Annotated in this window: 21 protein-coding genes; 17 read left to right on the top strand and 4 right to left on the bottom strand. The window is 73.1% G+C overall.

Going from position 1 to position 25,975, the window contains the following annotated elements; translation table 11 throughout:
* Positions 1–80 precede the first annotated feature (80 nt).
* Positions 81–2,087, bottom strand: a complete 2,007-nt coding sequence (locus ACFPCV_RS01410) for a DUF2339 domain-containing protein (RefSeq protein ID WP_378053580.1) — start codon at positions 2,085–2,087, stop codon at positions 81–83.
* Between the two features lie 215 nt (positions 2,088–2,302).
* On the opposite strand from ACFPCV_RS01410, the gene ACFPCV_RS01405 reads away from it, so the two are divergent.
* Positions 2,303–2,632 carry a YciI family protein gene (locus ACFPCV_RS01405; RefSeq protein WP_378053578.1) on the top strand — a complete coding sequence of 110 codons (330 nt, stop codon included), beginning with the start codon at positions 2,303–2,305 and terminating at the stop codon, positions 2,630–2,632.
* A gap of 16 nt (positions 2,633–2,648) precedes the next feature.
* Here the strand turns inward: ACFPCV_RS01405 and ACFPCV_RS01400 are convergent, their stop codons facing one another.
* Complete coding sequence (locus ACFPCV_RS01400) at positions 2,649–3,119, bottom strand: NUDIX hydrolase (protein WP_378053576.1); 471 nt, start codon at positions 3,117–3,119, stop codon at positions 2,649–2,651.
* A gap of 58 nt (positions 3,120–3,177) precedes the next feature.
* Between ACFPCV_RS01400 and ACFPCV_RS01395 the strand changes: the two genes are divergently transcribed.
* The 5 genes from ACFPCV_RS01395 (at position 3,178) to ACFPCV_RS01375 (ending at position 7,899) form a co-directional block, all read left to right on the top strand.
* Positions 3,178–3,525 (top strand): RidA family protein, encoded by a 348-nt coding sequence (locus ACFPCV_RS01395; RefSeq protein WP_378053574.1) that lies wholly within the window; start codon positions 3,178–3,180, stop codon positions 3,523–3,525.
* A gap of 419 nt (positions 3,526–3,944) precedes the next feature.
* Positions 3,945–5,150 (top strand): glucarate dehydratase family protein, encoded by a 1,206-nt coding sequence (locus ACFPCV_RS01390; RefSeq protein ID WP_378053572.1) that lies wholly within the window; start codon positions 3,945–3,947, stop codon positions 5,148–5,150.
* Positions 5,151–5,363: 213 nt separating this feature from the next.
* Positions 5,364–5,660, top strand: coding sequence for a DUF6403 family protein (locus tag ACFPCV_RS01385; RefSeq protein WP_378055003.1), 297 nt, complete (start codon positions 5,364–5,366; stop codon positions 5,658–5,660).
* Positions 5,657–6,994 (top strand): hypothetical protein, encoded by a 1,338-nt coding sequence (locus ACFPCV_RS01380; protein WP_378053570.1) that lies wholly within the window; start codon positions 5,657–5,659, stop codon positions 6,992–6,994. The genes ACFPCV_RS01385 and ACFPCV_RS01380 overlap by 4 nt, the downstream gene beginning before the upstream one ends.
* Positions 6,991–7,899 (top strand): hypothetical protein, encoded by a 909-nt coding sequence (locus tag ACFPCV_RS01375; RefSeq protein WP_378053568.1) that lies wholly within the window; start codon positions 6,991–6,993, stop codon positions 7,897–7,899. The genes ACFPCV_RS01380 and ACFPCV_RS01375 overlap by 4 nt, the downstream gene beginning before the upstream one ends.
* 217 nt (positions 7,900–8,116) lie before the next feature.
* Here ACFPCV_RS01375 and ACFPCV_RS01370 read toward each other — a convergent pair whose 3' ends face one another.
* Entirely contained in the window at positions 8,117–9,007 is an 891-nt protein-coding gene (locus ACFPCV_RS01370; protein ID WP_378053566.1) for a LysR substrate-binding domain-containing protein, read from the bottom strand.
* A 69-nt stretch (positions 9,008–9,076) separates the two neighbouring features.
* On the opposite strand from ACFPCV_RS01370, the gene kdgD reads away from it, so the two are divergent.
* The 4 genes from kdgD to ACFPCV_RS01350 are packed head-to-tail and all read left to right on the top strand — an operon-like array spanning position 9,077 to position 13,783.
* The gene (gene kdgD, locus ACFPCV_RS01365) at positions 9,077–9,991 is read left to right on the top strand and encodes a 5-dehydro-4-deoxyglucarate dehydratase (RefSeq protein WP_378053564.1); all 915 of its coding nucleotides are present in this window, start codon (positions 9,077–9,079) and stop codon (positions 9,989–9,991) included.
* On the top strand, positions 9,988–11,571 hold the full coding sequence (locus tag ACFPCV_RS01360; protein ID WP_378053562.1) for an aldehyde dehydrogenase (NADP(+)): 1,584 nt from the start codon (positions 9,988–9,990) through the stop codon (positions 11,569–11,571). The genes kdgD and ACFPCV_RS01360 overlap by 4 nt, the downstream gene beginning before the upstream one ends.
* Complete coding sequence (locus ACFPCV_RS01355) at positions 11,568–12,890, top strand: enolase C-terminal domain-like protein (protein WP_378053560.1); 1,323 nt, start codon at positions 11,568–11,570, stop codon at positions 12,888–12,890. The genes ACFPCV_RS01360 and ACFPCV_RS01355 overlap by 4 nt, the downstream gene beginning before the upstream one ends.
* On the top strand, positions 12,887–13,783 hold the full coding sequence (locus ACFPCV_RS01350; RefSeq protein WP_378053558.1) for a 2-hydroxyacid dehydrogenase: 897 nt from the start codon (positions 12,887–12,889) through the stop codon (positions 13,781–13,783). Before ACFPCV_RS01355 ends, ACFPCV_RS01350 begins: the two co-directional genes overlap by 4 nt.
* On the opposite strand, the gene ACFPCV_RS01345 is transcribed toward ACFPCV_RS01350, so the two are convergent.
* Positions 13,767–13,904, bottom strand: a complete 138-nt coding sequence (locus ACFPCV_RS01345) for a hypothetical protein (RefSeq protein WP_378053556.1) — start codon at positions 13,902–13,904, stop codon at positions 13,767–13,769. The genes ACFPCV_RS01350 and ACFPCV_RS01345 overlap by 17 nt on opposite strands.
* On the opposite strand from ACFPCV_RS01345, the gene ACFPCV_RS01340 reads away from it, so the two are divergent.
* The 7 genes from ACFPCV_RS01340 (at position 13,903) to ACFPCV_RS01310 (ending at position 25,962) form a co-directional block, all read left to right on the top strand.
* The gene (locus ACFPCV_RS01340) at positions 13,903–14,241 is read left to right on the top strand and encodes a YciI family protein (protein ID WP_378053554.1); all 339 of its coding nucleotides are present in this window, start codon (positions 13,903–13,905) and stop codon (positions 14,239–14,241) included. The two genes, ACFPCV_RS01345 and ACFPCV_RS01340, sit on opposite strands and share 2 nt — an antisense overlap.
* A complete protein-coding gene (locus tag ACFPCV_RS01335) occupies positions 14,238–14,570 on the top strand; it encodes a YnfA family protein (RefSeq protein WP_378053552.1) in 333 nt (110 codons plus the stop codon). The genes ACFPCV_RS01340 and ACFPCV_RS01335 overlap by 4 nt, the downstream gene beginning before the upstream one ends.
* Positions 14,567–15,745, top strand: a complete 1,179-nt coding sequence (locus ACFPCV_RS01330) for an RNA polymerase sigma factor (protein ID WP_378053550.1) — start codon at positions 14,567–14,569, stop codon at positions 15,743–15,745. Before ACFPCV_RS01335 ends, ACFPCV_RS01330 begins: the two co-directional genes overlap by 4 nt.
* Positions 15,746–16,060: 315 nt before the next feature.
* Positions 16,061–19,459 (top strand): AMP-binding protein, encoded by a 3,399-nt coding sequence (locus ACFPCV_RS01325; RefSeq protein ID WP_378053548.1) that lies wholly within the window; start codon positions 16,061–16,063, stop codon positions 19,457–19,459.
* Positions 19,456–20,202: a thioesterase II family protein gene (locus ACFPCV_RS01320; RefSeq protein WP_378053546.1), complete on the top strand. Its 747-nt coding sequence runs from the start codon at positions 19,456–19,458 to the stop codon at positions 20,200–20,202. Before ACFPCV_RS01325 ends, ACFPCV_RS01320 begins: the two co-directional genes overlap by 4 nt.
* Complete coding sequence (locus tag ACFPCV_RS01315) at positions 20,199–22,523, top strand: lantibiotic dehydratase (protein WP_378053544.1); 2,325 nt, start codon at positions 20,199–20,201, stop codon at positions 22,521–22,523. The genes ACFPCV_RS01320 and ACFPCV_RS01315 overlap by 4 nt, the downstream gene beginning before the upstream one ends.
* Positions 22,510–25,962: an amino acid adenylation domain-containing protein gene (locus ACFPCV_RS01310; protein WP_378053542.1), complete on the top strand. Its 3,453-nt coding sequence runs from the start codon at positions 22,510–22,512 to the stop codon at positions 25,960–25,962. The genes ACFPCV_RS01315 and ACFPCV_RS01310 overlap by 14 nt, the downstream gene beginning before the upstream one ends.
* The last annotated feature ends 13 nt before the right edge of the window (positions 25,963–25,975 follow it).

Below are 25,975 nucleotides of genomic sequence, written 5' to 3'. Positions count from 1 at the left end.
TCCTGACGAGTTGTCGCCATGGCGGCAATACGCCAGGGCGGAACCGTTCCGCTGATCGCGGGGCCGGCGCCGGTGGCAGGTCATGACCGGGCGCGCGTCGCCACGAGTTTGGCGTAGCGGGCGCCCGCGCCGAGCAGTACCAGCCCTGCGACGAGGAACGCCGCCACCCGGGCCATGCCGTCCAAGGAGGACAGGTCGAAGAGCACGAGCTTGGCCAGCGCCGACACCACCAGCGACAGGCCGGCGACCCGCATCGGCACCGAGTCGATGCCGCGCAGCAGCAGGACCAGCGCGCCGACGGTCCACGACACGGTCACGAGCACGTGCCCGAGCAGGAACCCGTCGCGGTCGGGGGAGGCGAGGAGGCCGATCGACAGCAGCGCCGCCGTCGAGCCGTACAACGCGATGAGCCCGGCGGGGATCCATGCGTGCGGCGTGTGCTCCTCGGCGGCGAGCACCCCGAGCCGGAAAGCCGCCCAGCACAACACGATCGCGGCCGCGGCGAGCACGACACCGGTCAGTCCCAGCGAGACGATCGCGCCGGTGTCGAGCAGCCGCCTCGGTGTCTGCGTCACGATGTCCGGCCGTGCCGGGTAGGCCAGCGCCAGCAACAGCCCGAGGAACCCGAACCCGGCGGCGGGCACGAGTGCCGGGACGAGCCGGATGCGCGCGGCGAGCACCGCGACGATCAGTGCCTCTGCGAGGAAGGCGATGGCACGGGCGTCGCCGTCGAACGCGGTGGCGGTGGCCTGGAGGAACGCGAGCGCGCCGATCCCGCCTGCCGACAGCGCGAAGACACGCGGGAGCGACGTGCGCTGCCCCAGCACCCAGACACCGACGAGGAGCGCGCCGAGCGCAGCGGGCAGGATCGCCGCGGCGAGGCGGGGGAGCAGCAGCGGGGCGAGCATCGCGGGCACCGGGGCGACGATCAGCATCACGAGCGTGAAGTCGTCGCCGGGCCTGCGCAACGCGGTGGCGGTCGCGAGGACGATGACGACGCCGCTGGTCAGTGCGGCGAGCACGGCGGTGGTCGTCGCGTCGCTGCCCACCACTTTCGTGGTACCGATGTTGATCACGGCGGCGACGACCGGCGGCAACCCGGCGGCGAGCAGCAGCCCACTCCACCGCCTTGCGAGCTGCACGGGCGTCGTGCCGAGCAGGAGGACGAGCAGGAAGCCCAGCAGCAACGTGTCGAACCCACCGGTGATGACGGGCGCCGACGCGGCACAGCACACGACGACGAACACGGCGAGCAGTTGCGACCCCCACATCCCGGCGAGGGCGACGCCGCCCGCGGTGACACCGAGCCCGGCGATCAGCCCACCCCACGCAGGGAGGTAGCCGTAGAGCGAAGTGGTGGCGACGACGTCGAGGTAGAGCACGGCGATCCCGGTCGCGGCGAGCGCGTAGGCACCGGTACGGGCGGCCGGGGTGCGGTGCAGCCAGGTACCGATCCCGGCGAGCGCGAGCCCGAGACCCGCGCCGAGGAGCACCCGGGGGAGCGGCCCGAGGTAGCCACGCTGGATCGCGAGGATGAGGAGGAGCACCACACCGGCGAGGGTGACCACCCCGCCCGCCCAGGCGAGGACGCGGCTGCCCGCACCGTCCTGGCCGAGGCGTTCCCACATCGTCGGGCCGGGCGGCGGCGGGGGCGGCGGGGGCTGGTACCAGTAGCCAGGAGGCGGTGGCGGCGCGGCGCGGCCCGCGCCGAACGCGGCGGCTGCCGGGCCGTACGCCGAGGAGCCCGTCGGTGACTGGCCGAACGCCGGACCGGAGGCCGGGACGGGCCCGGCCGGGCCGGGCGGGGGTGTCGGGCCCGGAACGGACGTCGAGGGGCCGGAGCTGCCGGGCGTCGCGCCAGAGGCTGGGTCGGTCGCGGAGGGGACGGCCGACGGGCCGGGCGTCGAAGTGGCCGGTGCCGACGTGCCGGGAGAGCTGGGGACGGAGTCCGGTCCACGTGTGGGGGCCGCCGATGGTGGAGGGGTTCGCAGTGCGTGCAGCTCCGCGCCGATCTCGCCGAGACGGGTGCCCACTTCCAGCAGCGCGTCGGCTAATCGGGGGAGTGTCTCCAAGGTCTGGTCAGCCATGCGCCCCAGTACAGCAACGCGGGCCCGTCACCGGATCCGTACGACTACTCAGCCCGACGTCACGATGCGATCACCGCGCACCGAGGAGCGTGGCAGGGACCTGCGGGGCCAGCTCCCGCACGACCTGGGATTTCTTCCGCCGGGGACTCGCGCGGGACTGGAGTATTCGCGGAGGTCCCGGCGAGCCCGCTGTCGGGTGGTGCACTATCTATGGTGTGAGTCCCGAAGATCCGGAGCGGTTGTACGTCGCGTTGGGCCACAACCGGGGTGACTTCCGTTGGGACGCCCCAGCCAACCACGTACTGATCGGTGAACACCTGCTGTGGTGCCTTGACCAGCGGAAACGCGGCTGGTTGCTGCCGTGCCGGGTGCCGGCTGACAACCTGACGATCTTCGCGACGGCCTCCCGCGCCGAGCTGGAGCGGGTGCTTGACCTCGACCCGCTCGTGGTCGCCGGGGTGCGCCGGTACGCGGTGTCCGGCTGCCAGGCGGCCGAGCAGGCGTGGGCGCCCGAGCCCCATGGCTCCCACTGGCTCAGGTCGTAGACCGGCCGCACCTCCTTCACGTGTCGCTCCCGACGTGTCCGACCAGCGCGTCCAGCACCGGCACCTGCCCCTTGACCAGCTTCTCCCGCGCGACCGCCACCGGAACCCACTCGGCGCGGTCGACCTCGGGGAACTCCCGCATCCGCCCGGAGCCGCGCGGCCACTCCAGCTCGAACGTGTTGCTGCGGAACCCGGCCAGGTCGAAGTCGCCCTCGACGGCGAACGTGGTGACGGTCTTGCCGCCGGACTGCCTGACGGTGCCGAGCGCGACCGGCTCACCGCCGGGCGGTGGCGACCCCATCTCCTCGGCGAACTCGCGGCGCGCGGCGGCGAGCGGTTCCTCACCGTCGGTGTACTCGCCCTTCGGGATGGACCACGCGCCGGCGTCCTTGCGTGCCCAGAACGGGCCACCCATGTGGGCGATCAGCACCTCGAGCCCGTCCGTGCCGTGGCGGAACAGGAGAAGCGCGGCGCTGGTCTTCGGCATGGCGGCAGCCTAGAGCCCGGCACCGACAGAAACGTGGCGGCCGTGAGAGGGTCGGGCCATGACTGATCCACAACACCCGTACAGCCCCGCGGTCGTCGCGAACGGGCTCGTGTTCGTGTCCGGTTCACTGCCGCTGGCCGCCGACGGGTCGGTCGTGCCGGGGGGCCGCGCCGCGATGGACGCGGCGATCGAGCAACTGCGGGAACGCATGGCGACGGTCGGCGTGGGCCTCGCGGACGTCGTGAAACTGACCTACTTCGTCACCGATATGGGACTGCGCGACCTCGCGAACGAACAGTTCATCGAGCTGTGGCCGCAACCGCGGCCCGCGCGCACGGTGGTCGGGGTCGCGGCACTGCCCCGCGGTTGCGTGGTGGAGATCGACGCGATCGCAAAAGTACCGTGACCCAACCGTGCCGCCACCCCGCGAGTCCCGGTTTCAGAACCCGCGAGTCCCGGTTTCAGAACCCGCGAGTTCCCCGTTCAGGACCGCTGAGTTGCTGTTTCGGCGTTGTCGGCCTTCGGCATGCACGGCGACTCGCGCGTTCCGAACCGTCGACTCGCTGGTCCTGAAACGGGGACTCGCGAGTCCTGAAACGGGGACTCGCGAGTCCTGAAACGGGGACTCGCGAGTCCTGAAACGGGGACTCGCGAGTCCTGAAACGGGGACTCGCGAGTCCTGAAACGGGGACTCGCGGGTTCTGAAACCGGGACTCGCGAGTCCTGAACGGGGGACTCGCGGGGTTGTGGCGTAGGTAGGCTGTGGGGGTGGGGCTTTGTGTTCGGGGTGTTTTCGTTACGCCGGTTGCGTTTCGGGATCCGCCGTTGCTCAACGCGGTCGGTGTGCACGAGCCGTACGCGTTGCGGGCCGTCGTCGAGGTCGTGACCGACTCCGGGATCTCCGGGCTCGGCGAGACCTACGGTGACGCCAGGCACCTCGCCCGCCTGCGCACCGCGGCAGCCGAACTGACCGGCGTCGACGTCTGGCACACCCAGGAGATCGCCCGCCGGGTTCGCGGCAGCCTCGACGACGGCGTCGGCGGGCACGGCATGTCCGGCATGGTCACCGGCAGCAGCACCGCCGACCGCGTGCTGTCGCCGTTCGAGGTGGCCTGCCTCGACATCCAGGGCAAGGCGATCGGCAGGCCCGTCAGCGACCTGCTCGGCGGTGCCGTCCGCGACCGCGTCGACTACAGCGCCTACCTCTTCTACAAGTGGGCGGGCCATCCCGGCGCCGAACCGGACGAGTGGGGCGCCGCGCTCGACCCCGGCGGGCTCGTCACACAGGCACGGCGGATCGTCGACGAGTACGGGTTCACCGCCATCAAGCTCAAGGGCGGCGTGTTCCCGCCCGCGGAGGAGATCGCCGCGGTCCAGGCCCTGGCCGAGGAGTTCCCGGACCACCCGCTGCGGCTGGACCCGAACGGCGCGTGGAGCGTGCGCACCTCGATCGGGGTCGCCGAGCAACTCGACGGTGTGCTCGAGTACCTGGAGGACCCGACCACCGGCATCGCCGGGATGGCGCGCGTCGCCCGCGAGTCGCCGATGCCGCTCGCCACCAACATGTGCGTCGTCGCGTTCGAGCACCTGCGCCCCGCGGTCGAGGAGGACGCCGTGCAGGTGATCCTGTCCGACCACCACTTCTGGGGCGGGCTGCGGCGCTCCCAGTCGCTCGCGAACACCTGCGAGACGTTCGGCCTGTCGCTGTCGATGCACTCCAACTCGCACCTCGGCATCAGCCTCGCCGCCATGACCCACCTCGCGGCGGTGACCCCCAACCTCACCTACGCCTGTGACACGCACTGGCCGTGGAAGGCCGCCGAGGACGACGTGCTCGTGCCGGGCGCGCTGCGGTTCGAGAACGGCGCCGTGCCCGTGCCGACCGGCCCCGGCCTCGGCGTCGAACTGGACCGCGACGCCCTCGCCCGGCTCCACGAGCAGTACCTCGCGTGCGGCGTCACCGAACGCGACGACACCGGCTACTACCGCCGCACCCACCCCGACTTCGACCCGACGGCGCCGCGATGGTGAAGGTGCTGGTCACCGGCGCCTGATCGCGGACTGCCTGGTCGAGCCGGGCTCTGGCTCGACCAGCGTCGCCAACCTGTCCGGACTGGACGGCCGGAGGTCCACACCGGACGTCGTGGACCGGTACCGCTCCGGCACGACGTATGTGACGACCGTCCCACCTGGAGCGAGACCTCGGCCACGCGCGGAACACCGTCAGGCACAATCGCGCTCGTGATGTGGGTGTGGGTGGTCGGCGTCGTGCTGCTCGTCGTGGCCGGGTTCGGTGCCGTCTACCTGCCGAGGACGCGCGCACGGGCGCTGCGGCTGCGCACCGCGTGGTCGGCGGCACGGGCCGCGATCGACAGTGCCGCCGTCAGCCGCGACGCCACGTCCGCCGACGTGCCCGAGGCGGACGACCTGTTCGCGCGGGCGGAGCTCCTGGCCGCGAACGGGGGCGGGGAGGCCGCGGCCGACGAAGCCGCCGACTGCGCGGAACGGGCCGACCGGCTCTGGCAGGAGGCCGCAGGATGAGGCGCCTGACCGCGCGGCTGCACCGGCTGAGGTGGGCGTTCCTCGCCGCCGCGGTGGTGATGATCGTCGTGTTCCTGGTGGCGCAGCGGCAGACCGTCGACGTCAGCTACGCCCAGTCACCGTCCGGAAAGGCCACCGTCGCCGAGGGCTCCGCAGGCGAGCTGACCGAAACCGACCTGCCGTCGGTCGACGAGCTGACCGCCATGCTCGAGAAGGACCGCGTGGTGCGGCTGCCGGGCTCGATCGCCGACTGGGACGAGAAGCTGGTGTCCGACGCGATCGGCGACGCCGACATCCGCATCCTCGTCACCCCACCGGGGCTGACCGAGGCGCAGCAGGACCGGCTCGGCGAGGTCGACAACGCCACGATCCAGGTCGTCGGCACCGAGGTCACCGGCACGGTGTACGGCGTCAGCGCCGACGACAACGCGGGCTGGCGCGCCCAGTTCGCCACCGGTGACGTCACCAGCCTCCTGCTCACCATCATCGCCAGCGAGAAGGACGAGGAATCCCCGGCCGACGTCGACCTGTTCCGCTGGCGTGCGCCGACCGCGGCCGAGCTGGCGCCCGTGGTGGCCGACCTGCGCGCCGACCGCCTCCACGTCGCGGATGGCGCCACCCTGAAGGCCGTCCCGGACAGTGCGGGCACCGCGTTCCCGGACGAGGAACCCCTGTTCGCGGCGTTCCCGCAGCAGCGATACGGCCAGCCGGTGCCCGAGTACGGCACCGCCCTCGCCGAGGAGTTCCCGGACACCCCCATCGTGGTCATGTACGGCAACTGGGCCGAGTACCACGGTCCCTACGCGGGAGAGTTCTCCGACCTCGTCGCGGCAGGGGTGTACAGCCGCTTCGGCAGCAGGCTCGCCGCGTACGCCTACCCGCAGGGCAACGTGCTCGGCGTGTACCTGAACAAGGTCACCGACGTCCGGTACGCCGGACTGTTCGACCGGCCGCTGCCCTACCAGCCGTTCGACCCGCTGCGGGTGGCGCTGCCCGTGCTGCCGTGGCTGTTCGTGCTGTGCGTGCTCGTGTTCCTCGGGCTGTCCGTGCGTTCGGTGCTCGGCCCCGGTGGTGGTCCGCCGCGCGGTGGGCCTGCCCGCCTCGCCGGGCTCACCACGCTCGCCATCGAGATGTCGGCGCTGTCCCGCGACCCCGCGCTCGTCCGTGCGCTGTCGAAGCTCGAGGCGGCACGCAGGGCGGTGGCCGAGAACCTGCCGGGGCGCCACGTCCGGCGGCTGCTCGACGGCGCGGAGTCCGAACTGGACACCGCGGCCCGCGCGCTCGGCCGTGCCGACTACCGCCCGGCCAACTACCTGGCGGGCGGGATCGCATGAGCCGCGTGAAGAAGTTCCTCGCCACGCCGTTCGGTCTCGCCGCGGTCGCGCTGCTCGTGCTCGCGGGCTGGGCGACCTGGACCGCCGGGATCTTCGACGGTCCGGTCGCCGAGGAGGTCCGCTCGTCGTCGGTGTACGTCGCGCCCGGCGTGGACGTGGACAAGGCGGCCGCCGAGAGGATCATCGGCAACCGCAGGCTGGTCGTCGTGTTCCTCGAACGGGACGCGGACCTGGCGCAGGGGTGCGACGACACCAGCGGCGCCGCGGACGGGACGCTCGTGCTGCTGCTCAGTCCCGGTGGCATCACCGACGATCCGGAGTTCGATACCTACGGCTGCGCGCACTTCCCCGGCGGCGACGACGAGAACTTCGGCAAGGCGTTCGTCGCGGAGACGCAGATCGCCGGGGGAGCGGACCAGTTCGCCGACCGGCCGCTCGAGGCGCTGAGGGTGATCGCGGTCAACTACGACGGCCTGGTGAAGGCCGGGATCGTGCCGGACGGGGCCAGGACCATCAGCCCGTCGCTGCCCCGGTACCTGGTCGCGGTGGCGGCGGTCGTCGCGGTGCTCGGCGGTGCGGTCACGATGTACGTCGTGGGCCGCCGCGCGGGCAGGCTCGCGGCCGGGCACCGCGCGGAACGCGACTCCGCGGCGGACGCCCGTGGCTCGCTGAACGCGAAGGCGGCCGTGCTGGCCAAGCAGATCATCGATCTCGACGGCCGCTTTCCGCGTGCGGACAAGGACTTCCGGCAGAAGTACCAGCGGCTGGCCGCGGACTACGCGGAACTGGCGGCCGATCTCACCGACGGCGACGCGCAACCGGCTCTGCTCCCCAAGGTGGAGGCGCTGAGCACCCGTGCCCGCGATCTCGCCGCCGGGCCGAAGCGTCGCCGCGGCAAGAAGTAACAACTCGCCTGCCGGTCACACGGCCGCTCCCCTGCGACCGACAAACAGCTATTAACTATATAGATGTCCGATTTAGCCGCGCGGAAACCGGACGGTGGCGGACGCGACAACGCTCGGTCAAAAGACGCCAGGACGGGGAAGGAGTCGATTGCGGCCAGAGCCGCATGTTCGGTCGTCATGTGTGGACGGTGGCCGTGGGCCCGCGTTCCGGAAGGCGTCATGGGGCGGGCTCGGTGAGTCTCAGCAGCGAGTCGAGTGCCGGGTTGTCGTGGGCCGAGCGCCAGACGCAGTGTGTCTCGACGATGTCCGGGCGCAGTCCGGCGATCTCGGTGAACGCGAGGTTGGGCAGGCGGAGGCACGCGGCGGAGCGGGGCACGAGACCCACACCGACACCGGCGTCGACCAGCGCGAGGAGGCTGTGGACCTGACCGACCTGCTGGACGTACCGGGGCTCCACGCCCGCGCCGTGGAAGCAGCTGATCACGAGTTCCTGCAGGTAGCGCGCCGTGACCGGGGTGTAGTTGACGATGTCGTGGCGGCCGATGTCCACCAGTGACGGCGGTCTGTCCAGCTGGGTGAGTGCATGGCCGCGCGGGCAGGCGAGGATCAGGCTCTCGGTGTGGACGCGGCGGACCCGCAGGACCTCGGACGCCGGGACGCCGCGGGCGAGCCCGACGTGGATGTCGCCCGCGAGCAGCGCGTCGAACTGGTCGCGGGACACCATCTCGGTGAGCGTCAGCTCGACGGAGGGCAGGTGCTGGGCGATCGTGCGGATCCACGTGCCGAGCACGGTGAGCGCGGAGATCGCGGTGAACCCGATCCGCAGCGTGCCCGTGGTGCCGCGGGCAGCGTTGCGTGCGGTGATCGGTGCGGCGGCCGCGAGCGAGAGCAGCCGGCGCGCCTCGGGGAGGAACGCCTCGCCCGCGGGGGTGAGCAGGACCGCGCGCGGCGTCCTCACCAGCAGTTCCACCTCGAGTTCGCGTTCGAGCTTCTGCACCTGGCGCGACAGTGGCGGCTGGGTGATGCGCAGCCGGGCGGCGGCCCGGCCGAAGTTGCCCTCCTCGGCCACCGCGACGAACCCGCGAAGCTGCTCCAGCGTGAACGGCATGCCGGGAAGGTATCGCTGGATGCGGCATTGGACTTAGACAGGTATAGCGATGGGTCATACGCTCGGAACATGGCCCTCAGTCCGGAATCGCTGCGCGACGCACTCGGCACCGGGTTGCTGTCGTTCCCCGTCACGCACGCCACGGTGGACCTCGCGTTCGACGAGGACGCCTATCGCGAACACGTGGCATGGCAGTCCTCGCATTCCGCGGCGGGCCTGTTCGCGGCGGGCGGCACCGGCGAGTTCTTCTCGCTGACCCCGGAGGAGGTGGCCCGCGTGGTCCGGGCCGCGGTCGCTGCCGCGGGCGACACGCCCGTGCTGGCGCCAGCGGGGTACGGCACCGCGCAGGCCGTCGGGATGGCCCGCGACGCCGAGGCCGCGGGTGCCGCCGGCCTGCTCCTGTTGCCGCCCTACCTCACAGAAGCGCCCCAGGAAGGCCTGTTCGAGCACGTCAAGGCGGTGTGCGCGGCGACGTCGCTCGGTGTGGTCGTCTACCACCGCGCCAACGGCAGGCTGACCTACGACACCACCGCGCGGCTGGCCGACGCCTGCCCGAACCTGATCGGTTTCAAGGACGGCGTTGGCAACGTCGACCTGATGACCAGGGTGTATGCGCGGCTGGGGGAGCGGCTGCTGTCGATCGGCGGCCTGCCGACCGCGGAAACCTACGCGCTGCCGTACCTGGAGATGGGTGTCACCACCTACTCGTCGGCGATCTACAACTTCGCGCCGAAGTGGGCGCTGGCGTTCTACGCCGCCGTGCGGGCCCGCGACGCGGCGGCCGTGTACCGCGGGCTGGACGAGTTCGTGTTGCCCTACATCGAGATTCGCGACCGCAGGGCCGGGTACGCCGTGTCGATCGTGAAGGCGGGTCTGCGTGCCGTGGGGCGTCCCGCGGGGCCGGTGCGACCCCCGTTGGCGGACCTGACGGCCGACGAGTTCGATGAGCTGAGGACTCTCGTGGGGAAGGTGGGACTTTCATGACCGCCACACTGGCTCTGACCGGTTCGATGCTGATCGGTGCCGCCGACGTGCGGGGGAGCGCCGGTGAGGTCCGGGGGGTGAACCCGGCGACCGGAGTGGCGCTCGAACCCGTGTACGGGCTCGGCGACCAGGCCGACGTCGACCGCGCCGCCGGGTTGGCGTGGGCGGCGTTCCCGGCCTACCGGGCGACGTCGCCGCGGGCCCGCTCGGCGTTCCTGACCACGGTCGCCGACAACATCGACGCGCTCGGCGACACGCTCGTCGCCAGGGTGGTCGCCGAGACCGGCATCCCCGACCCCAGGGTGCGCGGCGAGCTGGCCCGCACCACGAACCAGCTGCGGCTGTTCGCGTCCATGGTCACCGACGGCCGGTGGCTCGGTGCCCGGCTCGACACCCCGGACGCCGACCGCACCCCGCTGCCCAAGCCCGACCTCCGTCAGCGGAAGGTCCCGCTCGGCCCGGTCGCGGTGTTCTCCGCCAGCAACTTCCCGCTCGCGTTCTCGGTGGCGGGCGGGGACACGGCCTCCGCGCTGGCGGCGGGTGCGCCGGTGGTCGTGAAGGCGCACAGTGCGCACCCGGGGACCTCCGAGCTGGTCGGCAGGGCGGTCCGTGCCGCCGTCGCCGAGCACGGGCTGCCCGAGGGCACGTTCTCGCTGCTGTTCGGCGACGGGCGCGGTCTTGGCACCGCGCTGGTCAGGCACCCCAGGATCGCGGCGGTCGGGTTCACCGGCTCGCGGTCCGGTGGGCTCGCGCTGGTGGCCGCCGCCGCGTCCCGGCCGGTGCCGATCCCGGTGTACGCCGAGATGTCGTCGGTGAACCCGGTGATCCTGCTGCCCGGCGCGCTCGCCGAGCAGGGGGCGCAGCTGGGCGCCGCGTTCGTGACGTCGATGACCACCTCCGCAGGCCAGCTGTGCACGAACCCGGGGCTGGTGTTCGCACTCGGCGACGCGGACGCGTTCCTCGCCGCCGCGGGCGCGGCGGTGGGTGCCGCACCGGGCGCGGCCATGCTGAACGCGAACATCCGGCAGTCCTATGTGGACGGCGCGGACCGGCTGGCGGGTGCGGGCGGGGTCACCGAGGTCGCCGCGGGCGGCGTCGATGCCACGATCAGCGCCTGCGGTCAGGCCCGGCTGTTCGCCACCGACGGCGACACGTTCGTCGCCGACCCCGCGTTGCAGGAGGAGGTGTTCGGCGCCGCGTCGCTGGTGGTGCGGGTGCGCGACGTCGCGCAGCTCGAGCGGATCCTCGACACGATGGAGGGTCAGCTGACCGCGACCGTGCACGCCGCGGGCAGCGACCAGGACACCGCCGCCGCGCTGCTGCCCCGACTGGAACTGCTGGCGGGCCGGGTGCTGTTCGGCGGCTGGCCGACGGGCGTCGAGGTGGGGCACGCGGTCGTGCACGGTGGACCGTTCCCCGCCACGTCCAGCCCGGCCACCACCTCGGTGGGCACGCTCGCCATCGAACGGTGGCTGCGGCCGGTGGCCTACCAGAACGTGCCGGACGCGTTGCTGCCGGACGAACTGCGCGAGGACAACCCGCTCGGCGTGCCGAGGCTGCGGGACGGGGCGGCCGAGTGACCCCACCGGTCGTCGCCGGCTACCGGGCCGTCCCGGTCGCGGGCCAGGACAGCATGCTGCTCAACCTGAGCGGTGCGCACGGCCCGTACTTCACCCGCAACCTGCTGATCCTCACCGACTCCGACGGCAGGACCGGTGTCGGTGAGGTTCCCGGCGGGCCCGCGATCACCGACACGCTCACCGAGGCGGCCGACCTCGTCGTCGGCGCGCAGGCCGGTGACCACAACGCGGTCCTTTCCTCGGTGCTGCAACGGTTCGGGACGCGGGACTCGGCCGGGCGCGGGCCGCAGACGTTCGACCTGCGCGTCACCGTGCACGTCCGCACCGCCATCGAGGCCGCGCTGCTCGACCTGCTCGGCCAGTACCTCGAGGTGCCGGTGGCCGCGCTGCTCGGCGAGGGGCAGCAGCGCGACCGCGTGCGTGCGCTCGGCTACCTGTTCTTCGTCGGCGACCGGGACAGGACCGACCTCGGGTACCGGGATGGCGCGGGTGACGACTGGTTCGGTGTCCGCGACCGGGCGGCGCTCGACCCGGCCGGGATCGTCGCGCAGGCCGAGGCCGCGCAGGCCCGCTACGGGTTCACCGACTTCAAGCTGAAGGGCGGCGTACTGCCCGGCGTTCAGGAGGTCGAGGTGATGCGGGCGCTCGCCGCCCGCTTCCCGGACGCCGACCTGACGCTCGACCCGAACGGCGGCTGGCTGCTGGCCGATGCCGTGGCCCACGGCCGGGCGCTGCGTGACGTGCTCGCCTACGCGGAGGACCCGTGCGGTGCGGAGGACGGCTACTCCGGGCGCGAGACCCTCGCGGAGTTCCGCCGCGGCACCGGTCTGCGGACCGCGACCAACATGGTCGCCACCGACTGGCGGCAGCTCGGCCACGCCGTGCGGCAGTCCGCCGTGGACATCCCGCTCGCCGACCCGCACTTCTGGACCATGCGGGGGTCGGTGCGGGTGGCGCAGCTGTGCGAGGCGTGGGGGCTCACGTGGGGTTCGCACTCGAACAACCACTTCGATGTGTCGCTCGCCATGTTCACCCATGTCGCGGCTGCCGCACCGGGTGACATCACCGCGATCGACACGCACTGGATCTGGCAGGACGGCCAGCGGCTCACCACCGCGCCGATTCCCCTGGTGGACGGTCATCTGACGGTCCCGGACGCGCCGGGCCTCGGGGTGACGCTCGACGTGGAACGGGTCGAGGCGGCGCACGAGCTGTACCGGAAGGAGGCGCTCGGCGTCCGGGACGACGCCGTCGCCATGCGGTACCTCGTGCCAGGATGGCGGTTCGACCCGAAACGACCCGCGTTGGAGACTGTGTGACCGTCCTGCAAGTCTGCCCGCTGCTGCCGTCGCTGGAGGACAGGCTGCGAACGAACTACGAGATCGTGACCGCCCCGTCCGACGAGGTGATCGCCGCGATCACCTCGTCCCGGTTCGGCGTGACCAACGAGCAGATCGACACCATGCCCGCCCTGCGCGCGATCGTCCACTTCGGCGTCGGCTACGAGACCACGGACGTCGCGTACGCCCATTCGCGTGGCATCGCGGTCAGCAACACGCCGGACGTGCTGACCGACTGCGTGGCCGACCTCGCGGTCGGCGGCATGATCGACGTGCTGCGCAGGCTGACCGCCGCGGACCGGTTCGTCCGCCGGGGCGACTGGCAACGTGGGCAGTTCCCGCTGGCCACCAGGGTGACCGGCCGCCGCGTCGGCATCCTCGGCCTCGGCCGCATCGGCCGGGCGATCGCGCACCGGCTCGCCGCGTTCGGCACCGAGCTGAGCTACCACTCCCGCCACCGGGTGCCCGACGTGCCGTACCGGTACCACGAGTCCCCGGTCGCGCTGGCGGCCGCGGTCGACGTGCTGGTGGTGGCGACGTCGGGTGGCCCGGCGACCGAGGGGCTGGTGTCGGCGGACGTGCTGGCCGCACTCGGCCCGGCCGGTCACCTCGTGAACATCGCCAGGGGGAGCGTGGTGGACCAGGTCGCGCTGGTGACCGCGCTGGCCACCGGCGGCATCGCGGGCGCCGCGCTCGACGTGTTCGCGGACGAACCCGACGTGCCGGAACCGTTGCTGGGACTGGACAACGTCGTGCTGCTGCCGCACATCGCCAGTGCGACCGTGGAGACCCGCGAGGAGATGGGTGACCTGGCGTTCCGGAACCTGCGCCAGTTCCTGACCGACGGCACGCTGGTCACACCGGTGCCGTGACGCCCGTGACGCCCGCGGCGGCCTCCGGCACGAGTCCGGGAATGTTCACGTCGGGTGTCGACGGGCCGTCGGCGCGTTCGTGTAGGTGGTGACCGGTCGTCTGCGGGAGGATCACCGACATGAAGCAGTACCTGCTGAGCATCTACCAGCCGGAAGGCACGCCGGAGCCGGACGTCCTCGCGCCGGTGCTGCGGGAGCTGGACGCGCTCAACCAGGAGATGCGGGACGCGGGCGTGTGGGTGTTCGCCGGTGGCCTGCACCCGCCGGGTACCGCGACCGTCGTGCGCGCCGGCGACGAGGAGGTGCTCGTGACCGACGGGCCGTTCATCGAGGCCAAGGAGTTCCTCGGCGGGTTCACGGTCATCCGGGCCGCGGACCTCGACGCCGCGCTTGAGTGGGGCCGCAAGCTGGCCGTGGTGCTCTCGCCGCTCGCGATCGAGGTGCGGCCGTTCCAGTGAGCGTTGCCAAGTCACTCGTCCTGTTCCTGCTGGCCGCGCTCGCCGAGATCGGCGGCGCGTGGCTGGTGTGGCAGGGCTGGCGCGAGGACCGCGGGCTGTGGTGGATCGCGGCCGGGGTGCTCGCGCTCGGCGCGTACGGGTTCGTCGCGACGTTCCAGCCGGACCCGCACTTCGGCCGGATCCTCGCCGCGTACGGCGGCGTGTTCGTCGCCGGGTCGCTGGCGTGGGGCGTCGTCGTCGACGGTTTCCGCCCCGACCGGTGGGACTGCGTCGGCGCGGGCCTGTGCCTCGTCGGTGTCGCCGTGATCATGTACGCGCCACGCACGTGAACGTCGAGGAGGTCTTCCGGCGCGAGTACGGGCGGGCGGTGTCCGTGCTCGTCAGGGCGCTCGGTGACATCGGGCTGGCCGAGGAGGCTGTCCAGGACGCGTTCGTCGAGGCGGTCCGCCGCTGGCCTGCCGACGGGGTGCCCCCGAGCCCGTCGGGCTGGCTCATCACGACCGCCCGCAACCGTGCGATCGACCGCCTGCGCCGCGAGGCCACCCGCGAGGAACGGCACCGGCAGGCGATGGAACTGCTGGTGGCCGAACCGGAAGAGGAGGAGGGCGTGGTGCGTGACGACCGGCTGCGCCTGATCTTCACCTGCGGCCACCCCGCGCTGGCCATGGGGGTGCGGGTGGCGCTGACGCTGCGGCTCCTCGGTGGCCTGTCGACCGAGGAGGTGGCCCGCGCGTTCCTCGTGCCCGCGCCGACCATGGCGCAGCGGCTGGTGCGTGCCAAGAACAAGATCCGCGACGCCGGCATCCCGTACCGCGTCCCGTACGAGGCCGACCTGCCCGCCCGCCTCCGCGGTGTGCTCGCGGTCGTGTACCTGATCTTCAACGAGGGGTACTCGTCGGTGGACCGGCCGGAGTTGTCGGCGGAGGCGATCCGGCTCGGCCGAGTGCTGACCGGCTTGCTGCCGGACGAGCCGGAGGCGACCGGGCTGCTCGCGCTGATGCTGCTGAGCGAGGCCCGCCGCCCCGCACGGGTCGACGAGGCCGGCGAGCTGGTGCTGCTGCCCGACCAGGACCGCGGCCGCTGGGACCGCGCCATGGTCGGGGAAGGCCAGGCGCTGGTGCGCCAGTGCCTGCGTCGCGGCCGGCCGGGGGCCTACCAGATCCAGGCCGCGATCAACGCGGTGCACAGCGACGCGCCGTCGACGGGGGAGACGGACTGGGCGCAGGTCGTCGCGCTGTACGACCAGCTGATGGCGCTGGCCCCGTCGCCGGTGGTGGCGCTGAACCGTGCGGTCGCGGTGGCGGAGCTGCGCGGCCCTGCCGAGGCGCTCGCCGCCGTGGACGCGCTGGACCTCGACCGGTACCACCTGTACCACTCCGTGCGCGGCAACCTGCTCCGCAGGCTGAACCGGCCCACCGAAGCCGCGACCGCGTACGAGGCGGCCCTGCGGACGGTGACCCGCGACGCGGACCGCGCGGTCCTCCGGGGACTTCTGGACGGTTGACCGTACCGGCCACTTTCCTTGATCCCGCAACCACTTTCACGCTGTCGGACGGTGTCGGGAGTTATGGCCGAATTGCACGTGTTGACAGACGGTGGTTGACTGACTCGCTATAGTTGACGCAGGATTTGGGGCCTGTGACGCCGTTCGGGCGCGAATGTTGCGACGAACGGAATATCGCCGAAGATCGTTCGGTCTAACTGGTCTTACTCGTGGGTCACAGCCGCGCGTGCCGAACTAGCCTCTCGTAACCCCCACCCCGAAAGTTTGTTAGAGGAGCGCGTTGTCCCGCCGGTTCGTCTGTGTGTTTCGCGTGCGATGACGCTCGTACCGACCATCCGCCGTTTCGCGCAGACCGCGAAGCGCCACCCCGATCACCTTGCCGTCGTCGACAGTGGCGGCCGGACCCTGACCTATGCCGCGCTGGCCGCGCTCGCGGGCGGCCGCGCACGCGCGCTCGCCGCCGCCGGTGTGCGGCCGGGCAGCCGGGTCGGGCTCGTCACGGCACACGGCGGCCCCGCCATCGCGGGCATCCTCGGCGTCCTCGCCGCCGGCTGCGCGTACGTGCCGCTGGACCCGTCGTTCCCCCGCGCCCGGCTGTCCACGATGGTCGCCGACGCCGGCGTGTCCGTTGTGCTGGCCGACGAGGAACACGTGGACCTCGCCCGCCTGCTGTGCGCCGACACCGTCGTGGCAGGCGACGATCCGGCGCCGCTGGACCCGGTCTGCGCGGACCTCGGCGAGGTCGCCTACGTCCTGTTCACCTCCGGCTCCACCGGCAGGCCGAAGGCCGTCGCGCAGACCCACCGCAACCTGCTGCACGTGGTGGACAACCAGATCACGAGTCTTGGCGTCACCGAGGACGACCGGCTGAGCCTGCTCGCCTCCTTCAGTTTCGACGCCGCCATCCCCGACCTGTACCCGGCCCTGCTGACCGGCGCGACCGTCGTCCCGGTCGACCTCCGCGCGCACGGCCTCCCGCACGCGGCGGCCGAACTCGCGCGCCACGGTGTAACGATCCTCCACTCGACACCGACGGTGTATCGGTATCTCCTCGACACTCTGGGGCCTGCTCGGTTGGACACGGTGCGCACGGTGCTGCTCGGTGGTGAGCAGGCCACCTACGGTGACGTGCTGCGCGGCCGGGACGCGTTCGCGCGGGATGTGGTGTTCGTCAACGGTTACGGCGCCACCGAGGTGACCTTCGCCGCGCGGCACCGGCTCCGCGCGTCCGAAGTGGACAGTGCGGCGACTGGGCCGCTGCCGATCGGTTTCGCGTTGCCGGGCTACGAACTGGTGCTGGGAGAGCGGGGTGAGATCACGGTGCACGGCGAGCACCTCGTCACCGGGTACGCCAACGTGGACGACGACGCGTTCGGGGAACACCGCTACCGCACCGGTGATCTCGGGGAGCGGCTGCCCGACGGCAGCATCGTGTGCCTTGGCAGGCTCGACCGTCAGGTGAACGTGCGCGGCTTCCGCGTCGAGTTGACCGAGGTCGAGTCCGGACTGCTCGCCCAGCCGGGGGTCACCGCCGCCCGCGCCATCGCCCGCGCGGAGGAACTGCTCGCCTACGTCACCGGCGAGGGCCTCGACCCGCGCGGGCTGCGGGCCGCGCTCGCGGACCTGCTGCCCGGCTACGCGGTCCCGCGCGCGGTCGTCGTGGTCGACGAGTTTCCCCTGACCGTCACGGGAAAGCTCGACGAACGCGCCCTCCCCGATCCACCGGCGACGGTCACGTCCGGTCACCCCCTGACCCCGGCGGAGGCCCGCGTGCACGCCATCTGGTGCGCGGTGCTGGGCACCGGCCACGTGTCGCCGGAGGACAACTTCTTCGACGTCGGCGGCCACTCGCTGCTGCTCGGCCGGGTGCAGCAGCGGCTCGCCGCCGAGTTCGGCACCGACGTGCCGCTGCTGTCCCTGTTCGCGCACCCCACGATCGCCGCGCAGGCCCGCCACCTCGACGGCGGCGCGCGGACCGCACCCCGAAGCGAACCCGTCGCTGGCCGCGCGGCCGCCTACACCGGCGACGAGATCGCGGTCGTCGGCATGGCGGGCCGGTTCCCCGGCGCCGCCGACCTCGACACGTTCTGGTGGAACCTGTGCGCCGGGGTCGACGCGATCCACGACTACACCGACGACGAGCTGGCCGCGCTCGGCATCGGACCCGGTCTGCGCGCCGACCCCCGGCACGTCCGTGCGGGCGGGCGGCTCGACGGGATCGCCGACTTCGACGCCGGGTTCTTCGCCTTCGGGGCGGACGAGGCCGCCCGCACCGACCCGCAGCACCGGCTGTTCCTCGAGACCGCATGGGAGGCGATGGAGAACGCGGGTCACGTGCCCGGCGCCGACCAGGACCTTTCCGTCGGCGTGTTCGCGTCCGCCTCGGTCAACCGCTACTTCCTGTTCCACCTGTTCGGCAACCCCGAGGTGACCGGCGCCGACCCGGACGACTGGGAGGCCCACCTCCTCGCCCGCCAGTTCACCGACCACCTGCCCGGCCAGGTCGCCTACCGCCTCGGGCTGACCGGTCCCGCGCTCGCCGTGCAGAGCGCCTGCTCCAGCTCGCTGGCCGCGGTGTGCCTCGCCGCGCAGAGCCTCACCGACTACCGCTGCGACCTCGCGCTCGCCGGTGGCGTCAGCGTCACCTGGCCCCGGCACCGCCACACCCCCGGCGGCATGGCCTCGCCGGACGGGCGCTGCCGCGCGTTCGACGAGGCCGCCGCCGGCTCCGGGTTCGGTTCCGGCGCGGGGGTAGTGGCACTGCGCAGGCTCGCCGACGCGCTGGCCGACGGCGACCACGTCCACGCCGTCCTGCCCGGCTGGGGCATGACCAACGACGGTGCCGACCGCGCCGGGTTCGCCGTGCCCGGCATGACCGGGCAGGCCGCCGCCGTCGCCGACGCGCTCGCCGCCGCCGAGATCGACCCGGCACAGGTCCGGTTCGTGGAGGCACACGGCTCGGGCACCCCGCTCGGCGACGCCATCGAGGTAGCCGCGCTCAACGAGGTCCTCGCGGACGCGGACCCCGAGTCGGTCGCGCTCGGCTCGGTGAAGACCGGCATCGGCCACCTCGACGCCGCGGCCGGCATCGCCGGGCTGATCAAGGCCGTGCTCGCCGTCCACACCGGGGTGATCCCGCCGAATCTGCACTTCACCAGGCCCCACCCCGAGGTCGACCTGGCGGGCGGCCCGCTGTACGTGCCGACCAAGGCCCACGACTGGCCGGGGACCGGCCGCCGCGTCGCCGGGGTCAGCTCGTTCGGCATGGGCGGCACCAACGTGCACGTGCTCGTCGCGTCGAATCCGGCTGGGGCACCGGCGGAAACCCCGGACGTGCCCGGTGCGGTCGTGCTGCCGCTGTCCGCGCGGGACGAGACCGCGCTGGCGGCGGCCGCCGCGCGGCTGCGCGACCACCTGGCCGTGCGCCGCCCCGCACTTGCCGACGTGGCACACACACTCACCACGGGCAGGCGCGCGTTCCGCTGCCGCGCGGTCGTCGTCGCCGCCACCGTCGACGACGCGGTCGCCGCGCTCGGCGCGCTCGGACCCGGCCAGGTGGCAGGAGAAGGACCGCTGCGCGACACCGCGCTGCGGTGGGTGGACGGCACGGGCGACCTGCCCGTGACCGGTGGGCGGCGCATCCCGCTGCCCACGTATCCCTTTCAGCGGCACCGGTTCTGGATCGAACCGGCGAGGCGAGGAGGTCAGGCGTGAACTGGTTCGTTGTCCCCGCTCCGCGACCGGAGGCGGCGGTTCGGCTGTTCTGCCTGCCCTACGCGGGTGCGGGTGCGAGTGCGTTCCGCCGGTGGCCCGCCGCGTTCGGGCCCGAGATCGAGGTGCGGTCGGTCCAGCTTCCCGGCCGGGAGAGCCGGATCGCCGAGGACCCGCGCTTCGACGTCGCAGACCTCGCCGAGGCGATCCTTGCCTGCGCCGACCGTCCCTACGCGCTGTACGGGCACTCGCTGGGCGGCAGGCACGCCTTCGACCTCGTCCGCCACCTGCGGCACACCGGCTCGCCGCTGCCGGTGACGCTCTACGTCGGCGGCTGCCGCGCCCCGCACCTGCGGGGGTCCGGCCACTTCGACGGCTTGTCCACAGTGGACGACGACGAGCTGCTGCGCAGGGTCGCCGACGGCGGCGGGCTCGCCGCCGAGGTGCTCGCCGAACCGGAGCTCGTCGAGCTGCTGCTCCCCGTGCTGCGCGCCGACTTCACGATGCTGGACGAGTACGTCCTCACCGAGGGAGCGCCGCTGCCGGTGCCCGTCGTTGCCTACGCCGGGCGTGGCGACACCGCGGTGTCACTCGCCGAGATCCAGGCGTGGGACCGGCACGCGGGTGCCGGCCTGACCGTTCAGGAGGTCGACGGTGACCACTTCTTCCTGCACGACGAGGCCAGCCGGGTCACCGAGCTGCTCGCCAAGGACCTGCTCTCGGCACTGCCGGGCAGACCGTCATGACGGGGGAGCACCGGATCCCGCTCGGCGGCACCGGCTGGTCGGTGTGGCGTGACGCGCTGCTGCGGTCGGCCGGGTTCCCCGCCGACGGCCTGACCGCCCTGTCCGCGCCCGCCGCGGCGGCGAGCGCCGACGCGTTGCTGCGCGGCGAGGACAACACGTTCGACACCGACTTCGCCGCCGCGCTCGCCGACGGCGCCGCGCGGGTGCTGGCCGTCGCGGCCGACCCGCTCATGCGGGAAGCCGTCACCTGGCAGAACACCACCGCGCTGTACGCACTCGACGGGCTCGTCGCCGCGGGCGCGGACGCGCCGCGCAACGTCCGCCGCCGCGATCGGGAACGGGCGGTGGTCAAGTACTGGCAGCGCTACTGCGGCAAGAACGAGACCGTCGGCTTCTTCGGCCCGAGCTGCTGGGTGACCGTCGACGACGAGCTCGCCGTCGCCGCCGACGTCGCCGCGGGTCCCGGCCTCACCCGCCGCCGCTGGGTGGTGCTCGAGGCATGGGTCGTGCAGGCCTACGCCGACGCGATCAGCACCGACCTCGCCGTGCGCCGCTGGTGGCCGCCGCTGCTCGCGCCGCACCTGATGCTCGACGGCAGGCAGCTGCACCGGCCGGGCCGTCCGCCGCTGACGCTCACCCCGGCCGAGGCCGCGCTGCTCGCGGCGTGCGACGGCAAACAGCCCGCCGTCGCGGTCGTCGCCGACCCCGCGGCCGGGCTGCGCCGCGAGGACGACGGCTACACGATCCTCACCAACCTCGTCGAACGTGAGCTGGTCACCTGGGACGCCGGGCTGCCGAACACCTCGGCCGCGGAAGCCGTGCTGCGCAGGCGGATCGCGGCGATCGGCGACGACGAGCGGCGGGCCGCGGCGGGCGCGGGGTTCGACCGGCTGACCGCCGCCCGCGACGCGGTCGCCGCCGCCGCGGGCGACCCCACCGCCCTGCGCACCGCACTGTCCACCTTGGACAGTGTGTTCACCGAGCTGACCGGTGCGCCGCCACGCAGGCGCGGCGGGCAGACCTACGCCGGCCGCACGCTGTGCTACGAGGACACCGCCCGCGACCTCGACGTGACGGTCGGCCGCCCGCTCCTCGACGCCATCGCAGGCCCGCTCGACCTGCTGCTGCGGGCCGCCCGCTGGCTCTCCGGCGAACTCGCGGCCGCCTACACCGCGGCGCTGCGCGATCTGTACACCGAACTGCGTGCCGACGCCGGGGACTGCCCGGTGCTGCTGTCGGACCTGTGGTTCCTCGCGCAGGGACTGTTCTGGGGCACCACCGGCGAGCGCCCCGTCGACGTCGTGGCCGGGGAGTTCGCCCGCCGCTGGGCCGGCCTGTTCGACCTCGCGGCTGCCGACGGCCCGGTCGAGACCACCACCGAAGCCCTCGCCGCGAAGGTGGCCGCCGTGTTCCCCGCGCGCGTGCCGGCCTGGTCATCGGCCCGGCTGCACAGCCCGGACCTGCAGGTGTGCGCCGCCGGGCCGGAAGCACTGGCACGCGGTGAGTTCCTGGTGGTGCTCGGGGAGATGCACACCGCGTGGGCCTCGTTCGACTGCGACGTGTTCACCCCGGCCCACCCCGACGTGGAACGGCTGCGTGCCGCGCTGGCCGAGGACCTCGGCCCGCGCCGCGTCCGCCCCCTGTTCCCCGCCGACTGGCCGCGCCGCACCAGCCGCGTCGCGGAGAGCCTCGCCGGCCCGTCCGACGTGCGGCTCGCGTTCGCGCAGGCCCCCGGCGCCGTCGGCGAGCACGTGCTCGCCACCACCGCACTCGAGGTGTCCGACGTGGACGGCGAGCTGGTCGCGGCCGACCGCACCGGCGCGCGCTGGCCGCTCGTCGAGGTGTTCTCCCAGCTCATCGCGATCCACGCGGTCGACGCGTTCAAGCTGAGCTCGCCAACCCCGCACACACCGCGGATCACCGTGGACCGCATGGTGGTCAGCCGCGAGACCTGGCGCACCACCGCGGGCGCCACCGGCCTCGCCGCCGCGAAGGGGGAGCGGGACCGCTACCTCGCCGTCCGCCGCTGGCGGCAGGAACTCGGACTGCCGGACGCGGTGTTCGTCAAGCTCGGCACCGAGACCAAGCCGTACTACGCCGACCTCACCAGCCCGCACTACACCGGGCTGCTGTGCACGATGGTGCGGTCGGCCATCGCCGACGGCGGACCGGACGTGCCCGTGGTGGTCAGCGAACTGCTGCCGGGCCCGGACCTCGCGTGGGTGCCCGACGCGGCAGGCAACCGGTATGTCAGCGAACTGCGTTTGCACGTCGTGGATTCCTCCACTGTGGACACAAGGGTGAGCGATGACCATTCCTGACCAGATCCTCGCCCAGGCGCGTAGAACCCCCGGCGCGGTCGCCGTGCGGCAGTGGGACGACCGGCTCACCTACCGGGAACTGGTCGAGCGTGCCGCCGCCGTCGCCGACGCGTTGCGCGACCTGGGTGTCGGACCGGAGACCAGGGTCGGCGTCTGCGCCACCCGCGACCTCGGCTACGTCGTCACGGTGCTCGGCGTGCTGCTCTCCGGCGGCTGCTACGTGCCGATGGAGCCGGGCGGGCCGCGCAGGCGGCTGCTGGAGATCGCCGAGGACGCCGGCGTGACCGTCGTGGTCGGCGACGCCGCCGACGCCGAGTTCGGTGCCGTGCCCGGCATCCGGACGCTCGCGCCCGCCGGTACCGCGACCCCCCGGCCCTGCCCGGCCGGCGAGCACAACACGTGCCACGTGCTCTACACCTCCGGCTCCACCGGCCGCCCCAAGGGCGTGCTCACCACCCACCGCAACGTGGCGGCGTTCGTCGCCGGGTGGCAGGAACGGTTCCCGGCCGCGCCCGGCATGCGCACGCTCGCCGCGTCCTCGCTCGGCTTCGACGCCTCCTCCATCGACCTGTACGTGCCGCTGACCGTCGGTGCGCAGATCCAGCTCGTGTCCACCGCGGACCGCGCCGACCCGGAACGGCTGCGCCGGTTCCTGGTCGCCCACGAGGTCGAGTGGGGGCTGCTCACCCCGACCATGCTGTCCACAGTGGACCCCGAGGACGTGCCCGCGTGGCGGCACGTCTTCTGCGGCGGCGAGCAGTTCCCCGCCGAACTCGCCGCGAAGTGGACCCCCGGCCGCCGCGTCGGCAACGGCTACGGCCCGACGGAGACCACCGTCGTGGTGGTCGCCGCCGACGTCACCGGCACGCCGGCCGACCCGCTGCCGATCGGCCGCGTGATGCCCGGTCACCGCGGGTACGTCGTCGACGAGAACCTCGACCTCGTGCCCCGCGGCGAGCCGGGTGAGCTGCTCATCGGCGGCCCCGGGGTGTCCAACGGCTACCTCGGCAGGCCCGGCCTCACCGCGGAGCGGTTCGTCCCCGACCCGTTCGGCCCGGTCCCGGGCGAGCGCCTCTACCGCTCCGGTGACCGGGTGCGGGAGAACGCCGACGGTCAGTTCTCCTTCCTCGGCCGCGTCGACCGGCAGGTGAAGGTCCGCGGCCAGCGCATCGAGCTGGGCGAGATCGAGACCGGGCTCGCCGAGCACCCCGAGGTCCGCCAGGTCGCGGTCGAGGCCGTGCCCGGCCCCGGCGGCACCCGGCTGGTCGCGTTCGTCACCCCTGCCACCGCCCCGCGCGACGAGGACCTGCTCGCGGGGGACCGGCTCACCAGCGCCATGCGCCCGGCGGTCGTGCTGCGGCGCGACAGCCTGCCGACCGACCAGCGGTCCGGCAAGCTCGACCGCACGGCCCTGCGTGCGCTCGCCGAACAGGCCCTGGCCGACCTCGCCGCCGGTGCGCGGGAGTTCGACGGCACCGCCACCGAGCGCGAGATCGCCCGGCTCTGGGCACGTGTGCTCGGCCAGGCACCCGGCCGGGACACCGAGTTCTTCGCGGGCGGCGGCAACTCCATCGCCGCCATGCGGCTGGTCGCCGCGACGCGGGAACGGCTCGGCAGGACCGTGTCCGTCGCCGACCTGTTCACCGCGCCGACCGTGCCGGGGTTCGCAGCACGGGTCGCGGCCGCCGCACCGCTGCCCGGCCGGGAGCTGACCACCGGCAACCCGCCGACACTCGCGCCACCGCAGACCCGCCTGTGGTTCACCGACCAGCTCGCCCCCGACGACGCGCCGTACAACATCGCGCTCGCCGGCAGGCTCACCGGCCGGCTCGACCTGCCCGCACTGCGGCGCGCGTTGCGGGCCGTGTCCGACCGGCACGACGTGCTGCGCTGGCGGATCAGGCAGACCGCGGGCGAACCGTACGCCGAGTGCGGGCCACCGCAGGACGTGCCGGTCGCGGTCGTCGACCTCACCTCGGTCACCGACCGCGAAGAGGTGCTGGCCGCGCGGCTCGCCGCCGGAGCCCGCCACGTGTTCGACCTCGCGACCGGACCCGCGTGGCAGTGCACGCTCTACCGGCTCGCCATCGACGAGCACGTACTGGCGATCACGGTGCACCACGCCGTGTTCGACGGCTGGTCGCAGAAGCCGCTGTACGACGACCTCGCCGAGGCCTACCGGCAGGCACTCGCGGGCGGCACCCCCGTGCTGGCGCCGCTCGCCGCGACCTACGCCGACTACGCGGTGTGGCGCGCGGAGCGCGACCGCGCACACGGCGCAGCCGACCTCGCCTGGTGGACCGGCCACCTCGCGGGCGCGCCGACCGTGCTCGACCTGCCGAGGGACCGGCCCCGCCCCGCGGTGCAGACCTACACCGGCGCCGAGGCCCGCGTCCCCTTCCCGGCCGAAGTGGACAGTGCGGTCCGCGCGCTGGCCGCGACGCTCGGCACCACCGCGGCGAGCGTGCTCCTCGGCGGCCTCGCCGAACTGCTGCGCAGGCTCACCGGGTCGGAGGACCACGTGCTCGGTGCGGTCGTCGCCGACCGCACCAGAGCCGAGTTCGACGACGTGGTCGGGTTCTTCATCGACACCGTGCCGGTCCGCGTCCGCGCGGGCGCGGACACCTTCGCCGACGCCGTACGCACCCACGCCGGGGAACTGCGCGAGGTGACCGCACACCCTGCCGCCCCGCTCGACCGGATCGTCGGCGCGCTCGGTCTGCCCCGCGACACCTCCCGCGCGCCGCTCGTGCAGGTCCTGTTCAACGTGCTCAACTTCGCGGAGCCCAGGCTGCGGCTGTCCGGTGTGGACAGCGCGCCCGTCACGGTGCCCAAACCAGGTTCGCCGTTCGACCTCACCGTCTACGTCGTGGAGCGGGACGGCCGGTTCGCCTTCGACACCGTCCACAACCCCGACCTGTTCGACACCAGCAGGGTGGTCGCGCTGCTCACCGACCTGGCGCAGCTGTGCGGCGCGCTGGCCGCGGCACCGGAGCTCGCCCCGGCCCGCGTCGCACCGCACCTGCCGCGCGCGCAGGTGCGCACCGCCGCCGATGGCGCGATGGTCGTGGCGGCACCCGATGTCCCGGTGGTGTCCGTGCCACTGCACGTCGGCGAGGCCACCGCGACAGAACAACTCCTGGCGGGCATCTGGCGGGAGGTGCTCGGCCGCGACTCGGTCGGCCTCGCGGACAACTTCTTCGACATCGGCGGGCACTCGATGGCGGTCGCCGCCGTGCACGGCAGGCTCACCGCCGCCACCGGCCGCCAGATCCGGATGCTGGACCTGTTCCGGTTCCCCAACATCCGGGCACTCGCCGCACACCTGGACGGCACCGCGGACAAACCCGCGCTGACCGCGGCCGCGAACCGCGCCGCGGCGAGGCGGAACCGCGCCAGACGCAACCCGACCCGCCGCGTGAGCGGCACCGCGCAGTGAACAGAGGGGATCG

This window comes from Actinophytocola glycyrrhizae (assembly GCF_042653545.1).
GTDB lineage: Bacteria > Actinomycetota > Actinomycetes > Mycobacteriales > Pseudonocardiaceae > Actinophytocola > Actinophytocola glycyrrhizae.
Note: the sequence above shows the minus strand (reverse complement) of the source record. Positions and strands in the feature narration are given on the sequence as shown.